This window comes from Sphingomonas sp. 1F27F7B, assembly GCF_005503355.1.
Classification (GTDB): Bacteria; Pseudomonadota; Alphaproteobacteria; order Sphingomonadales; family Sphingomonadaceae; genus Sphingomonas.
This window is the reverse complement of record NZ_SCMK01000018.1, coordinates 19,558-33,914: the sequence shown is the minus strand read 5'-3', so window position 1 is coordinate 33,914 and position 14,357 is coordinate 19,558. Positions and strand designations below refer to the sequence as shown.

The following is a 14,357-nucleotide window of genomic DNA, read 5'->3' as shown; positions in this document are numbered from 1 at the left end:
TCATGCCCCCATGGTGAACGGCTCGAGCCCGGCCAGCCGCGTCCGCACCTCCGGGGTCGGGATCGGGCGCGGGGGAAGGCTCGCCACCGCGTCCGCGATCGCCTTGATGTGCGCCGGCGTCGAGCCGCAGCAGCCGCCGAGCACGTTGACCTGGCCCGCATCGGCCCATTCCTTGACCAGCCCGGCGGTGGTCACCGGCGCTTCGTCATAGGCACCCAGCTCGTTGGGCAGGCCGGCGTTCGGATAGACCATGATCAGCGTGTCGCAGAGCGCCGACAGCGTCTTGACGTGCGGGCGCAGCTGCTCGGCGCCGAACGAGCAGTTGAGCCCGATCGTCACCGGCTTCGCATGGCGCACCGCGTGCCAGAACGCCTCGACGGTATGGCCCGACAAGTTGCGGCCGCTGAGGTCGGTGAGCGTCATCGACAGCATGATCGGCAAATCGCGGCCCAGCGCCTCGCCCGCTTCGATCGCCGCCATGATCCCCGCCTTGGCGTTGAGCGTGTCGAACACCGTCTCGATCAGCACGAAGTCGATCCCGCCCTCGACCAGCGCGTCGATCTGCTCGCGATAGACATGCTTGAGGTAATCGAAATCTATCTCGCGATAGCCCGGATCGTTGACGTCGGGACTGAGCGAGAGCGTCTTGTTGGTCGGTCCCAGCGCGCCGGCAACGAAGCGCGGGCGACCATCCTTCGCCTCGAACTCATCGGCGATCGAGCGGGCGAGCCTGGCGCTTTCGACATTGATCTCGCGCACCAGATGCTCGGCACCGTAATCGGCCTGGCTGATCCGGTTGGCCGAGAAGGTGTTGGTCTCGGCGATGTCCGCCCCCGCCTCGAAATAGGCGCGGTGGATCGACGCCGGCACCTCGGGCATGGTCAGCGCGAGAATGTCGTTATTGCCCTTCTGGTCATGGCCGAGGCCGAGATCGCCGGCATAGGCGGCCTCGTCGAGCTTCCAGTTCTGGATCTCGGTGCCGAACGCCCCGTCGGTGATCAGGATGCGCTTGGCGGCTTCGGCCAGCAGTTTCTCGCGTGCAGTCATCATCGTTCCTCGATCCTCCCCGGCACGGGGAGGGGGACCATGCGAAACATGGTGGAGGGGGCTCTCCGCATTCCGATCCGCTGGTGGAGAGCCCCCTCCACCACGCCGCTGCGCGTCGCGCTTCCCCTCCCCGCGCCGGAGAGGATCAGATTCATGCCGCCGCCAGCGCCGCCACCTTCGGCCGCACGCCCAGCAAGTGGCAGATCGCGTAGCTCAGCTCGGCGCGGTTGAGCGTGTAGAAATGGAACTGGCGCACGCCGCCGGCATAGAGCTTGCGGCACAGCTCCGCCGCCAGCGTCGCCGCCACCAGCTGGCGGGCGGCGGGATGCTCGTCCAGCCCTTCGAACAGCCGCTCCATCCAGCCCGGCACCTGGGTTCCGCACATGCCCGCCATGCGCACCACGCTGGCAAAGCTCATTACCGGCATGATGCCCGGCACGATCTCCGCATCGATCCCCGCCTTGGCCGCATCGTCGCGGAAACGCAGGAACGTCTCGGGCTCGAAGAAGAACTGGGTGATCGCCCGGGTCGCGCCCGCGTCGATCTTGCGCTTCAGATTGTCGAGGTCCGCCGCCTGGTTCGGCGAATCCGGATGGCATTCGGGATAGGCCGCGACCGAGATCTCGAACGGATGGAGCCTGCGCAGCCCCGCCACCAGGTCCGCCGCATTCTCATAGCCGCCCGGATGCGTGCGGTACTTCTCGCCCGCCCGCGGCGGATCGCCGCGCAGCGCGACGATGTGGCGCACGCCCGCCGCCCAATATTCGTGCGCGACCTGGTCGATCTCTTCCCTGGTCGCCTCGACGCAGGTGAGGTGCGCTGCCGCCGGGATCGCCGTTTCGCGCGCGATCCGCGCCACCGTGTTGTGCGTCCGCTCGCGCGTCGATCCGCCCGCGCCATAGGTCACGCTCACGAAACGCGGCCCCAATGGGCGCAGCGTCTCGACCGACTCCCACAGCGTCTCCTCCATCTTCTCCGTCTTAGGCGGAAAGAATTCGAAGCTCATGTCGATGTCGCCCGCCACGTCCGCGAACAGCGGCGCCGCCAGCGGGTCTATGATAGTCATGCGGCCTTCACCCCTTGCTTCTCTTCGCCCGTCTTGCGACCGAGCCACAATTTCACCGTCAGCTCGCCACCCTCCAGCGTCTCCACCTTCACCGGCGCGAGCCCATGCGCCTCGAACCAGCCGAGCACCTGCTCGTCCGAGAAGCCGAGGCGCGTATGCGCGTCCCTCTGCCGCAGCTCCTCGCGCTCGTGCGGCGCGAAATCGGCGATGAGCAGCCGGCCGCCGGGCGCCAGCACGCGCGCCGCCTCGCCGATCGCCGCGCCAGGCTGCTGCGCGAAATGGAGGACATGGTGCAGGATCGCGAGGTCGGCTCCGCCATCCTGCAGCGGCAGCGCATAGAGGTCCGCCTGCCGCAGCTCGGCATTGGCCAGCCCCTGCTCGGAAAGCTTCGCACGCGCAAGGCGCAGCATCTCGCTCGACCGGTCGATGCCTAGCGCGCGCTCGGCACGCGGCGCGAACAGCTCGAGCATGCGGCCGGTGCCGGTGCCGATGTCGAGGAGGCAGCCAACCGGCGCATCGCCCAGCGCCGCGGCCATCGCCGCCTCGACTTCGCTCTCGGCGACGTGGAGCGAGCGGATCGCGTCCCATTCGCCGGCATTGCTCTCGAACCAGTCCGCCGCCGCACTCGCCCGGTCGGCGCGCACCGCGGCGAGCCGCGCTTCGTCGGCCACCATCCAGTGATCGGCCTCGCTCAATGCGTCGAGCGCGGCGAGCACCGGACCGACCCTGGCCGCATCGCCCAGGCCGACGAACACCCAGCTGCCTTCCTTGCGCCGCTCGAGCAGCGCGGCATCGCACAATATCTTCACATGGCGCGAGACGCGCGGCTGGCTCTGCCCCAGCACTTGCGCCAGCTCGCCCACGCTCAGCTCCATCGAGCGGACGAGCGCAAGGATGCGCAACCGCGTCGAATCGGCAAGGGCACGGAAGATGGCTAGGGCTTGTTGCACGGCGATTGTAGATATAAAGATATCTTTATATGCGGTCAACGCACCGCATGCGCCTTGCGTGCGAGTCCGTCCCTCGGTTAGCCCTTGCGCGAACCATTCCGGCAAAGGGGACGCATCCATGCGCAAGGCGCTTTTCCTCCCGCTCGCGGTCGTCGCGGCGCTCGGGCTTTCGGCCTGCGGCAACAAGGCGAAGAACGAAGCGGCCGAGGCCAATGAATCGGTCGCGGGCGACAGCAACACGATGGGCGAGGCAGTGAGCGACGTGAACGCTGCCGAGAATGCCGCCTTCGCCGCCGCCGAGAGCAATTATGACCACGCCGTGCCGGTCGGCAATACCGCGGGCGAAGGCTCGGGCGACGAGATCACCGACTGATCCATGCGGTTCGCCCCTCTCCTCTTCCTGCTCGCCCTCGCCGCCTGTGGCCGCAGCGGATCCGACGACGCGCAGGGCGGCCTGAGCGCAGGCGAATCCCGCCAGCTCGACGCGGCGGCCGCCGCGATCGACGCGAATGCGAGCCAGTCCAACGGAGCAGCGGAATGAGCATGCGGCAACTGGGCACGAGCGGAATCGAGACGCCACCGCTGATCCTGGGCGGCAACGTCTTCGGCTGGACCGCCGACAAGGCGACCAGCTTCGCGGTGCTCGACCGCTTCGCCGAAGCCGGCGGCATGCTGATCGACACCGCCGATGTCTATTCGGCCTGGGTCCCCGGCCATCGGGGCGGCGAATCCGAGGCGATCATCGGCGAATGGCTCAGGCGTTCGGGCAAGCGCGGCGCAGTGAAGGTCGCGACCAAGGTCGGCATGCTCGACGGCGAGGGCGGCAGCAAGCTTGCGCCGGCGCGCATCGCCGCGGCGTGCGATGCGAGCCTCCAACGCCTCGGCGTCGAGACGATCGACCTGTATTTCGCGCATCAGGACGACGACGCCGTGCCGCAGGAGGAAGCGCTCGCCGCGTTCGACCGGCTGATCCGCGCCGGCAAGGTCCGGGCGATCGGCGCCTCCAACTTCCATGCCGCGCGGCTAAAATCCGCGCTCGACATCGCCACGCGTGACGGTCTGCCGCACTATCGCGCGCTGCAGAACGAGTACAACCTCGTCAGCCGCCACAAGTTCGAGGGCGAGTTGCAGGACCTGTGCGTCGGCCACAATATCGGCTGCGTGCCCTATTACGGGCTCGCCTCCGGCTATCTCACCGGCAAGTACCGGTCGGAAACCGATCTGGGGAAGAGCGTGCGCGGCGGCCGGATGACCGCGTTCATGCAGGGCAAGGGGCCCGCCGTCCTGGCCGTCATGGACGAGATCGCAGCCGAGACCGGCGCGACGCTCGCCCAGATCGCCCTGGCCTGGCTCGCGACGCAACCGGGCGTGACGGCACCGATCGCCAGCGCGACTTCGGTCGCGCAGGTCGAGGAGCTCGCCGGCAGCCTGAACCTGGCGCTCAGCAGCGAACAGCGCGACCGGCTCACGGTCGCCGGCGCCTGATCAGCCCGACGCCCCTGCAAGCCCGGCGATCCAGCGGGCATCCTCGGATGCCAGGCGATTGCCCATGCCGCACAGGATGAGCGTGTTGCGCGCCACCGGCCCGCACGGCGCGAAACCAAAGGCCCGCGCCGCATCCTCGGGCGCGATCGTGAAGCCCCGCCCCGCGCGCACGCCGAGCAGCGCCTCCTCCAGCTCGTTGCAGTGATCGCGGATCGTCAGGGCAGCCGGTTGCGCCTCCAGCACCTGATCGAACCAGCGCCCGAACACATATTCATATTCGTCATAGACGATGCACGGCATCTGGGAGAGACCTTCGCGGCCGGGCGGATCGCCGGCGGCCCCGATCAGCCATAGCGCTTCCTCGGCGACCGCGACGCTCTCGATCGGCGTTGCCGCCACGCCGCGATAAGTGACTCCCAGATCGATCACGCCGGCGCCGAGCCAGTCGATGATCTGGTCGTGCGAGCCCATGCGGAAGACGATGCGGCGAGCGCTCTCGGCGTCGCGGAAGAGCCGGGGGGCCAGGCGGTATCGGCCGAAGCCGGTGACGCAACCGATACGCAGCGGCACCACCGCCGGGGCTTCGCTGCGGACCTGCTCGGCGGCATGCGCGACTTCGGCCAGTGCCCGGTCGATCGCTTCGTACAGGGCCCGCCCCTCGGGCGTGAGCCGCAGCCGGCGGCCGACGCGCTCGGCCAGCGGCACGCCCGCATCCCGCTCGAAACGCCGGAAATCGGCATGGATCGACGGCGGCGACCTCCCTTCGATCCGGGCCGCCGCGTTGATCCCGCCCGCCCGCGCCACGGCATGGAAGGCGGCGGCCCGGCGCAAGTCGATCTTCATTCCGTTTTCCCGAGCGATATCGATGTATCTTACTAATATTTGAACGATCGGCAAATCGCTATGGCTGGCGGACGAAGGAGACCGGCGATGCTGATGACGATGTTCGCGGCCATGCTCACACAGGATTTCGCGACGCCCGGCGCGGCGATCGACGCCTATGCCGCCGCCATCGCGGCGAACGACCCGGTGAAGCTGGCGGCCGCGTTCCAGCCGAGCGCGATCATGTATTGCACCGACGGTGCGACGGTTCGCGCGACCAGCCAAGGCGAGTGGAAGCAGCGCATGCGCACCGGCAAGGCGCCCGACGGCCCGATTTCCACTCGGATAAGCTGGCTCGACAGCGGCGCGACCACATCGGTGGCGCGCACGATCTCGGTGCGCGGCGACAAGGAATATACCGATTACCTCCTGCTCGCCCGGCTCGCACAGGGCTGGCGGATCGTCGGCAAGCTCTGCCAAGACCGGGCCCGCCCCGATCCGGGCGCCGACGAAGGCGTGCGGCAGGCCGTCGATGCCAAGCTCGCCGCCGACCGTGCCTGGGACGACGCGCTGCTCGCCCACAGCATCGATCCGCGCGCCCTGGTGATGACGGTCGAGGGCGGCGAATTCGTCGCGGCCACGCTCGCCGAATGGCAGGCGCGCTATGTCGCCCGCAGATCGACTTCCGGCGGCAGCCCGGCAGTGCCGACCTCGATGGTGGTCGATGCGCGCGGCAGCATCGGCACCGCGCGCTGGTCCTTCCGCGGCACCGACGGCAGCGAATGGACCGATCGCGCACTGGTGATCCGCACGCCGGGCGGCTGGCGGATGTTCGCGCTGGCCTTTGCCAAGGAGCGGCCGAGTTCCAACTAGTCCCTGGGACTCATATTCCTCCCTCGTCACCCCGGCCTCGAGCCGGGATGGCGAGGGAAAATCAGATACTCGCTTGGGTCCTCACGCTAGGGTGAAAACTCATTCAGCGAACCCCGTCATCCCCGCGCAAGTGGGGATCCAGGGTAATGCGGGATATCGGCGCGACCGCGCGAATGCCGTCCGGAGAGGACAGGGCCCGCCACACCCGTTCCGCGCCTGGCCCTGGATCCCCGCCTGCGCGGGGATGACGCAGGAGAACCAGATACTTGTTTGAGTTCTCAACCTAATCCTTGAACCCATATTCCCAGCGATACGGCACGCCCGTCTCGCCCAGCGCCGCCTTGACCAGCTTGGGAAATGCCCGCTCGATCCGCACGTCATTGCCCAGGATCAACACGCAGCGCTGCCCGCGCTCGAGGCATACCAGGGTGTTCGCCGTCACGTCGTTGTGGCCGCCCTTGAACCAGCCCGCGCCCTGCGGCCCGGCGAAGGCGACCACGCCCAGCGCCGCCCTGGCACGAGTCCCCTCGCCCGGGCCCGCCGGGTTGTTCAGGGTCGGGAATTGCGTCCTGCTCTGGATCGCCTGGGTGCCGCGGGCATATTCGACGCGCCACGCCCTGGGCAGGCCATAGCCGCGCACCATTGCCGCCGCCATCTCGGCCAGATCATGGATCGTCGTGTCCATCGACCCCGCCGCGCGCACCCGGCTACGGTCGTCATGCGGCTCTGGCTTGCCGGTCTCGTCCCAGCCGTCCGCCAGGTTGGTGCCGAAGCCGTCCTGCCAGATCAGGCTGGTTCGCGTCATGCCGAGCGGCTGGAAGAAGCGGCGCTGCAGCTCCTTTTCCACGCTCAGCCCCAACCCCCGCTCGATGCCGAACTGGAGCAGCGAGATGCCTTCGCCCGAATAGGCATAGCTGGTGCCCGGATCGAAATGAAAGCGCAGCTTCTTGTCGGGTTCGAGAAAGGCGAAATTGGCGAAGCCGGTCGCATGGTTCAGCGCGTGGCGCGGCGTCACCTTGCGCCAGCGCGCGTCGCCGGCGAGATCGCCCCAATTCCCATATGCGTCGAGATTGCCATATTCGGGCAGCGGCCGCGGCAGCATCGCCGCGATCGGCGCGTCGAGGTCGAGCTTCTTCTCCGATGCGAGTTGGGTGACGAGATAGCCGAACACCGCCTTGGTGAGCGAGGCACCGTACAGGATCGTGTCGGCGGTCAGCGGCTCGCCCTTCGCGTTCCGTGCGCCATAGGTCTTGACCGAGACGACCTTGCCCCCGGCGATCAGCGCGACCGCCACGCCCTTTGCACCGGTCTGCGCCATCGCCGCCTGCACCGCGGCATCCATGGCGCCCGCCTGCGGCGCACCCGCCGAGACCGGCGCCGCGCCACCCAGCGCCAATAGGCCCGCCAACCCGAATCGCACCGATAGACTCATCCGCCACCTCCCTGTTCCGGACGGCATCCTGCACGGTCGTTGCCAATCTGCAACAGGCACAGCGCGTTCCGCATTGTCACTAAAACGTCGCACACTCGTAACGTTACCGACGCGAACCCGGCCTAGCGGCACCAGCGGGGGCGGCCCTTCGGTCGCCGGGATGGGAAATGATGATGACCGACTTTTCGCGCCGCCCGCTGCGCCACGCCCGAGCTCATGCCTTTCTGATGGCTTCGGCCGCGCTTGTCGCGCTGGCGCCTGCCGCGCACGCGCAGGACAGCGGCGCCCCGGCCGTCGAAGCCAATGACGAAGGCGGCGCCGAGATCGTCGTCGTCGGCAGCGGCCAGACCCGCTCGGTCTCGACCCTGGTGCCCCAGAATCTCGACCTGCTGCCGCCGGGCACCAGCGTGCAGAAGGCGCTCAACTTCCTGCCGGGCGTGATGGCGCAGTCAATCGACGCGCTGGGCGTGAACGAGCAGTCGCTCTCGCTCCAGGTCCGCGGCTTCAACACCACGCACCTCGGCTACACGCTCGACGGCACCCCGCTCGGCGACGGCGCCTACAACAACTATAACGGCCTCACGATCAGCCGCGCGCTGATCTCGGAGAATCTCGGCCGTGCCGATCTCGCGACCGGCATCGCCGGCCTCGCCATTCCCTCGACCAGCAATCTCGGCGGCGCGCTCACCTATGTGAGCCGCGACCCGAGCAAGGACGCGGCGCTGGCGGTCAGCCAGACCATCGGCAGCGAGAGCAGCCTGCGCACCTTCGTGCGCCTCGACACCGGCGAGCATGGCGGCTTCTCCGCCTATCTCTCGGGCCAATATGTCGCGCAGGACCTGTTCGTGAACCAGGGTGCCTACAAGAAGTCCACCGGCAAGCAGTTCAACGGCAAGCTCCAGTACCGGGCCGACGGCATCAAGATCACCGCTTTCGCCGACATCTCGCGCACCAACCAGGCCGACGACACCTATCTGTCGAAGGACATGCTGAACCGCCTCGGCTGGGACTGGGCCGGCTATGCCCCGAACTGGCAGGCCTATGTCGGCGTCGCCGCCTGCACGGTGACCACCACGCCGTACAAGTGCGCCGCCGCCCCGGCGCCGCAGAAGAACGCCGATGTCACCTTCACCAACGGCCAGATCCTGCGCAACGACAATCTCTTCTACCTGGCCGGCGACTTCGAGCTGGCCAAGAACCTGAGCGTCCGCACCCAGGTCTATCATCACAACGACAAGGGCGCCGGCAACAACTTCATCACCGGCCTGTCCAACCAGGGCACGTCGACCACGGCGGACGACGTGCCGGTCCAGATCCGCGATACGCGCTACACGATCGATCGCACCGGCGTGCTCGCCAGCCTGAACTGGAAGGTCGCCTTCAACGAGTTCCAGGCCGGCCTGTGGGTCGAGGACAATACCAGCAGCGCCGCGCGCTACATCTGGACCAACGTCACCGGTCCGTTCAGCCTGGCCCAGTATCTCGTCGGCCAGCCCAACACCGCCCAGTGGGTGCAGGAGACCCGATGGAAGACGCACCAGTTCTACGTGCAGGACACAGTGCGCCTGTTCGATGACGCGCTGAGCATCGATTTCGGCTTCAAGAGCACCTATTCCAAGTCGGATGCCCGGGCGATCCGCGGCATCGCCGCATCGGCACCGCCGGCCTCCAGCCAGTTCGCCAGCGGCACGCTGGTGGCCAAGGACAATTTCCTGCCGGAAGTCGGCGTGCACTGGCAGGTCGCGCCCGGCCATGAGCTGTTCGCCAGCTATGCCGAGAACATGGCCATGTTCCAGGGCGGCTTCAAGCTCGGGCCCCAGTCGGTCTCGCAGGCCGTGTGGGACGCGCAGGGCAAGTATCTGAAGCCCGAGACGTCGAAGAGCGTCGAGGGCGGCTATCGCTATGTCAGCGGCCCGTTGCAGGTCGCGCTGAGCGGCTATTACGTCAAGTTCAACAACCGCCTGCTCCAGTACAATCCCTGTCCGACCAACCAGCAGCAGAATCCGGGCTGCGGCAACAGCTTCCACAATGCCGGCAGCGTCACCAGCAAGGGTGCGGAGCTCGGCGTGCTGTGGAAGCCGACGCCGTGGCTGAGCTGGTACAATTCGGCTTCGTTCAACAAGTCGACCTATGACGAGAATCTCAACTGGTGCACCACCACCTGCGTGGTGAAGCTCACCGCCGGCAAGCAGCAGGTGGACACGCCCAAGGAGATGCTCGCCAGCGTGCTGACCGTGAAGCAGGGCGGCCTCTCGGCCTCACTGCAGGGCAAGTATACCGGCCGCCGCTACTATACCTACACCAACGACCAGAGCTTCGGCGGCTACACCACCTTCGATCTGGGCGTCAGCTACGACTATGGCAGCTTCGCCTATGTGCAGAACCTGAAGCTGTCGCTGAACGTCACCAACCTGACCAACAAGCGCTACGCGTCGAACTTCGACAGCAGCGTCTTCGCGCCGGACGATGCGGCGGGCACGATCCTGGTGTTCCACTCCTCGGCCCCGCGCCAGGCCTTCGTCACGCTCAGCGCCGGCTTCTGAGCCGCTGCGCCGCGCAAGGAGAAAGGCCGGGGTTCGCGCCCCGGCCTTTCGCGTTTCCTGCGGCCCAGCCTGCGGCGCGGAGACGTCGGATGTTGCCAGCCGCGGCGCGCGATGCCAGCATCCCGCATGCCCACACGCTATCAGGATCTCCGACGGGTTGTGGCACGGCTGGCCGAGGGTGCGGAGGTGCAGCACGCCTATCTCGAGTCGATCCTCGGCCATCTCACGTCCGACGGCGACGCATCGCACTACGGCAATGACGAACTCGCGCTGGAACTCGACGACATTTACCGTGCCGCCAACCACATGCACGAATGGGGCGAGATCAGCCGCGAGGAGATCGAGGCGATCCGCCCGCTCGACGCGATGCTGCTCACGCTGAGCGGAGAGGGGCATTCCGATTTCTGGCGCCGCGAAGCGCTCTGGTCGGATCCGCGCTGGGAGGAAGCCCGCACGCTCGCCCGCCGGGCGCTGGCGCAGCTGCCTGACGAGGAACGCAGAAGCAGCTGGCAACCCGGCGCGGATTGACCCCGCCTCACAGGACCGCCTTCTCCGCCGGCTCCTGCCACCAGGCATTGTGCAGCCCATCGGCATAGTTGACCGGCGCCGCTTCCAGCTCCTCGAGCGGGACATCGTCGAGGCAAAGCACCTGCACCGAAACGAACGCCCCGCCGATCTCCTCGACATAGCCGTCCCCGAACGGCGCGATGCCGCAGGTCTTGCAGAAGCGGTGATGCCCGCTCCTGGTGCCGAACTGATATTCGCCCAGCGCTTCCTGGCCCGAAAGCAGGCGGAATTGTTCGGGCTTGAGCAGCGCGCCCCAGTTGCGGCGCTTGCGGCAATAGGTGCAGTTGCACTTGCCGGTGCCCGCCGCGAGGTCGATGTCCGCCTCGAAAGTCACCGCGCCGCAGTGGCAGCTGCCATGATAGGTCTTGGTCGTCATTTCCTGGCTCCCGTTTGAACTGACGGGACTCGACCTACTGCCATGCTGCTGCCAGCATGGTGTCAGCAGCATGGCAGTAGAGCTATCGAATGCGCAAAGCGGATCGCCTTTTCCAGATCGTCCAGATCCTGCGCCGGGGCACCCGGCCGGTCACCGCCGACGCGATCGCGGCGGAGCTCGAGACGTCGAAGCGCTCGGTCTATCGCGACATCGCCGCACTGATCGGCCAGCGCGTGCCGATCCGCGGCGAGGCGGGCATCGGCTATGTCCTCGAAAGCGGGTTCGACCTGCCGCCGCTGATGCTCACCACCGACGAGATCGACGCCGTCGCGCTTGGCGCAACCTGGGTCGCGGGCCATGCCGATGAGAGCCTTGCGCGCGCCGCCGAGGATCTGCTCGCCAAGATCGCCGCCGTTCTGCCCGAGGAAATGCGGCCCTTTCTCGGCAACCCCGCCGCCCGTGCCGTGCCCGCCTGGGATCGGCCGCGCGACGGCATCGACGTCCCCCAGCTGCGCGCCTGGATCCGCGCCGGCCGCAAGCTGCGCCTCGACTATGCCGACGAGCAGGGCCGCGCCACCCAGCGCACGATCTGGCCGCTGATGATCGGCTATAGCGACGCGACTCGCGTCGTCGTCGCCTGGTGCGAGCTGCGCGCCGGCTTCCGCACCTTCCGCCTCGATCGCATCGCCGGCTCCGCGTTCCTCGACGCGGCGATCCCGGGCAGCCCCGCGCAGCTCCGCGCCCGCTGGCTCACGGAGATACGTGCGCGCGGCTAGTGAGGTGCGGCTGAGGCTTGCGCGTGACACCAAATTGTAACAAACGCGGCACCCGCCATCCCGGCGCCTCGGAGTCCGCGCCATCCGCCAGATCGCCGCCCTGCCCTATCGCACCGAAGGCAATGCCGTCGATGCGCCGGTGCGCGTGCTGCTGGTCACGTCGCGCGAAAGCGGGCGCTGGGTGATCCCCAAGGGCAATCCCGAGGCCGGCATGCCCGCCCACACCGCCGCGGCGATCGAGGCGGAGGAGGAGGCCGGCGTGCGCGGCCCCGTCTGCCCGCTGCCGCTGGGCTCCTATCGCTATCGCAAGAAGCGCGGCAACGGCGCTTCGCTGATGATCGACGTCGACGTCTTCCCCCTGTCGGTCAACCAGGAGCTGGTCGCCTGGAAGGAGCAGGGCCAGCGCGAGCGCCGCTGGTTCAGCCTCGCCGAAGCCGCGGCCGCCGTCGACGAGCCCGATCTGAGCGACCTCATCCGATCGTTCGGCCCGGCCGAGTTCAGGGCCGCGGCGCAGCGCAACGGCCTGCTCACCGCCGTCGCCCGCAAATCGAAAGTGCACCACATGTTCGCCTGGTTCCAGCGCCTGCTCCCCAAGACGGGCAATTTCTTCGAGATGTTCGAGCAGCACGCGCTCACCATCGTCGCCGGGGCCGACGCGCTCGCCCGGCTGCTCGAGGACGGCAATCGCGATCACATCCGCGAAGTGATCGAGCGCGAGCATGATGCCGACGAGATCATCCGCGAGATGCTGCGCACGGTGCGCGAGACTTTTCTCACGCCCTTCGATCGCGGTGCGATCACTTCGCTGATCGGCGCGATGGACGATGCGATCGACGAGATGCGGGCCGCCGTCCAGGCGATCGACCTCTACGAAGTCACGGCCTTCGACCAGGAGATGAAGGACATGGCGGCGATCATCGTCGATGCCGCCCGCCTCACCATGGAAGCGATGCCGCTGCTGCGCGACGTCGGCCGCAACGGCGCGCGCCTGCACGAGCTGACCGAGCGGCTGGTGCGGATGGAAAGCCATGCCGACGAGATCCACGCCGCCGGCCTCAAGCGCGCCTTCAAGGAGCTCGGCCCCAACGATCCGCTGGGCTTCGCCGTCCATCGCGAGCTGTTCAAGCATCTCGAGCGGATCGTCGACGCGTTCGAGGATGTCGCGAACGAGATCGACGGCATCGTGATCGACCATTCCTGACGCCGCCCGATGTACGAGCTTGCCTTTCCCCTGCTGGTCGGCCTGATCCTCGTCGCGCTGGCGTTCGACTTCCTGAACGGCCTGCACGACGCGGCCAATTCGATTGCCACCGTCGTCGCCACCCGGCTGCTGAAGCCGGTCCATGCCGTCGCCTTCGCCGCGGCATTCAACTTCGCCGCCTATTTCCTGACGATCGCCTTTCCTAGCCTGCACAAGGTGGCGGACACGATCGGCCAGGGACTGATCGACAAGAACCTGATCACGCCGGCGGTGGTGTTCGGCGCGCTGGTCGGCGCGATGTTCTGGAACGTGGTCACCTGGCTCAAGGGCATTCCCTCTTCGTCCAGCCATGCGCTGGTCGGCGGGATGATCGGCTCGGGCGTGGCGCATGCCGGGCTCACCGGCGTGAAATGGACCGGCCTCAACAAGACGCTGATCGCCATCGTACTCTCGCCGACGATCGGCATGATCCTGGCCATGCTGGTGATGCTGCTCACCTCCTGGCTGTTCATGCGCGCCAGCTCGCGCACTGCCGAACGCAGCTTCCGCATGCTGCACCTCGTCTCCTCCGGCGCCTATTCGCTCAGCCACGGCCTCAACGACGCGCAAAAGACGATGGGGATCATCACCGTGCTCCTCTATTCCACCGGCTATCTGCACGGGAAGTTCGAAGTGCCGCACTGGGTGGCGATCGCCTGCTACATCGCGATCGCGCTCGGCACGCTGAGCGGCGGCTGGAAGATCATCGAGACGATGGGCTCGCGCATCACCAAGCTTTCGCAGCACCAGGGGTTCAGCGCCTCGCTGGCGGGCTCGGTGGTGCTGTTCGGCGCCTCGGTGCTCGGCATCCCAGTCTCGACCACGCACACGATCACCGGGGCGGTGATCGGCGCGGGCACGGCGCGCCGTGCCTCGGCGGTCCGCTGGGGCGTGGCCGGCAACGTCATCGCCGCCTGGGTGATCACCATTCCGGCCTCCGCGGCAGTCGGCGCGCTCTTCTACCTGCTCACCCGCCTGTTCTGAGCCCGGGCGCGACGACGTACCGCTAGGGTCAAGACTCGTTCAGTAAACCTTGTCATCCCCGCGCAGGCGGGGATCCAGGACAGTGCGGGATATGGATGCCATTACGCGAGCGCTCTCCGGAGAGGATTGGACCTGCCGCACGCACCCCACCCTTGGCCCTGGATCCCCGCCTGCGCGGGGATGACGAACTAAAATC

Annotated in this window: 15 protein-coding genes; 9 read left to right on the top strand and 6 right to left on the bottom strand. The window is 67.6% G+C overall.

The window, feature by feature from the left end:
- The 3 genes from FFS08_RS16255 to FFS08_RS16245 all read right to left on the bottom strand — a co-directional run bounded on the left by FFS08_RS16255 (window position 1) and on the right by FFS08_RS16245 (window position 3,063).
- Complete coding sequence (locus tag FFS08_RS16255) at window positions 1-1,047, bottom strand: homocysteine S-methyltransferase family protein (protein WP_137864217.1); 1,047 nt, start codon at window positions 1,045-1,047, stop codon at window positions 1-3.
- A 151-nt stretch (window positions 1,048-1,198) separates the two neighbouring features.
- A complete protein-coding gene (metF, locus tag FFS08_RS16250) occupies window positions 1,199-2,113 on the bottom strand; it encodes a methylenetetrahydrofolate reductase (RefSeq protein ID WP_171012652.1) in 915 nt (304 codons plus the stop codon).
- Window positions 2,110-3,063 (bottom strand): ArsR/SmtB family transcription factor, encoded by a 954-nt coding sequence (locus FFS08_RS16245; protein WP_137864185.1) that lies wholly within the window; start codon window positions 3,061-3,063, stop codon window positions 2,110-2,112. The genes metF and FFS08_RS16245 overlap by 4 nt, the downstream gene beginning before the upstream one ends.
- A gap of 118 nt (window positions 3,064-3,181) precedes the next feature.
- Here FFS08_RS16245 and FFS08_RS16240 point away from each other — a divergent pair, with 118 nt between their 5' ends.
- Genes FFS08_RS16240 through FFS08_RS16235 form a run of 3 tightly spaced genes read left to right on the top strand, consistent with a single transcriptional unit; the run spans window position 3,182 to window position 4,548 of the window.
- The gene (locus tag FFS08_RS16240) at window positions 3,182-3,436 is read left to right on the top strand and encodes a hypothetical protein (protein ID WP_137864184.1); all 255 of its coding nucleotides are present in this window, start codon (window positions 3,182-3,184) and stop codon (window positions 3,434-3,436) included.
- Window positions 3,437-3,439: 3 nt separating this feature from the next.
- On the top strand, window positions 3,440-3,604 hold the full coding sequence (locus FFS08_RS23575; protein ID WP_171012651.1) for a hypothetical protein: 165 nt from the start codon (window positions 3,440-3,442) through the stop codon (window positions 3,602-3,604).
- Window positions 3,601-4,548 (top strand): aldo/keto reductase, encoded by a 948-nt coding sequence (locus FFS08_RS16235; RefSeq protein WP_137864183.1) that lies wholly within the window; start codon window positions 3,601-3,603, stop codon window positions 4,546-4,548. Before FFS08_RS23575 ends, FFS08_RS16235 begins: the two co-directional genes overlap by 4 nt.
- On the opposite strand, the gene FFS08_RS16230 is transcribed toward FFS08_RS16235, so the two are convergent.
- Window positions 4,549-5,391, bottom strand: coding sequence for a LysR family transcriptional regulator (locus tag FFS08_RS16230; RefSeq protein ID WP_137864182.1), 843 nt, complete (start codon window positions 5,389-5,391; stop codon window positions 4,549-4,551).
- An 87-nt stretch (window positions 5,392-5,478) separates the two neighbouring features.
- Between FFS08_RS16230 and FFS08_RS16225 the strand changes: the two genes are divergently transcribed.
- On the top strand, window positions 5,479-6,243 hold the full coding sequence (locus FFS08_RS16225) for a nuclear transport factor 2 family protein (protein WP_171012650.1): 765 nt from the start codon (window positions 5,479-5,481) through the stop codon (window positions 6,241-6,243).
- A 283-nt stretch (window positions 6,244-6,526) separates the two neighbouring features.
- On the opposite strand, the gene FFS08_RS16220 is transcribed toward FFS08_RS16225, so the two are convergent.
- The gene (locus FFS08_RS16220; protein WP_249341230.1) at window positions 6,527-7,663 is read right to left on the bottom strand and encodes a serine hydrolase domain-containing protein; all 1,137 of its coding nucleotides are present in this window, start codon (window positions 7,661-7,663) and stop codon (window positions 6,527-6,529) included.
- Window positions 7,664-7,848: 185 nt separating this feature from the next.
- Here FFS08_RS16220 and FFS08_RS16215 point away from each other — a divergent pair, with 185 nt between their 5' ends.
- Window positions 7,849-10,218, top strand: a complete 2,370-nt coding sequence (locus FFS08_RS16215) for a TonB-dependent receptor (RefSeq protein WP_249341229.1) — start codon at window positions 7,849-7,851, stop codon at window positions 10,216-10,218.
- A 126-nt stretch (window positions 10,219-10,344) separates the two neighbouring features.
- Window positions 10,345-10,746, top strand: coding sequence for a hypothetical protein (locus FFS08_RS16210; RefSeq protein WP_212742028.1), 402 nt, complete (start codon window positions 10,345-10,347; stop codon window positions 10,744-10,746).
- Window positions 10,747-10,753: 7 nt separating this feature from the next.
- Here FFS08_RS16210 and FFS08_RS16205 read toward each other — a convergent pair whose 3' ends face one another.
- Complete coding sequence (locus FFS08_RS16205) at window positions 10,754-11,161, bottom strand: GFA family protein (RefSeq protein WP_137864178.1); 408 nt, start codon at window positions 11,159-11,161, stop codon at window positions 10,754-10,756.
- Between the two features lie 89 nt (window positions 11,162-11,250).
- Here FFS08_RS16205 and FFS08_RS16200 point away from each other — a divergent pair, with 89 nt between their 5' ends.
- The 3 genes from FFS08_RS16200 to FFS08_RS16190 all read left to right on the top strand — a co-directional run bounded on the left by FFS08_RS16200 (window position 11,251) and on the right by FFS08_RS16190 (window position 14,161).
- Window positions 11,251-11,937 carry a helix-turn-helix transcriptional regulator gene (locus FFS08_RS16200; RefSeq protein ID WP_137864177.1) on the top strand — a complete coding sequence of 229 codons (687 nt, stop codon included), beginning with the start codon at window positions 11,251-11,253 and terminating at the stop codon, window positions 11,935-11,937.
- A gap of 100 nt (window positions 11,938-12,037) precedes the next feature.
- Window positions 12,038-13,138 (top strand): DUF47 family protein, encoded by a 1,101-nt coding sequence (locus tag FFS08_RS16195; RefSeq protein WP_249341233.1) that lies wholly within the window; start codon window positions 12,038-12,040, stop codon window positions 13,136-13,138.
- A 9-nt stretch (window positions 13,139-13,147) separates the two neighbouring features.
- Complete coding sequence (locus FFS08_RS16190; protein WP_137864176.1) at window positions 13,148-14,161, top strand: inorganic phosphate transporter; 1,014 nt, start codon at window positions 13,148-13,150, stop codon at window positions 14,159-14,161.
- Window positions 14,162-14,357 lie beyond the last annotated feature (196 nt).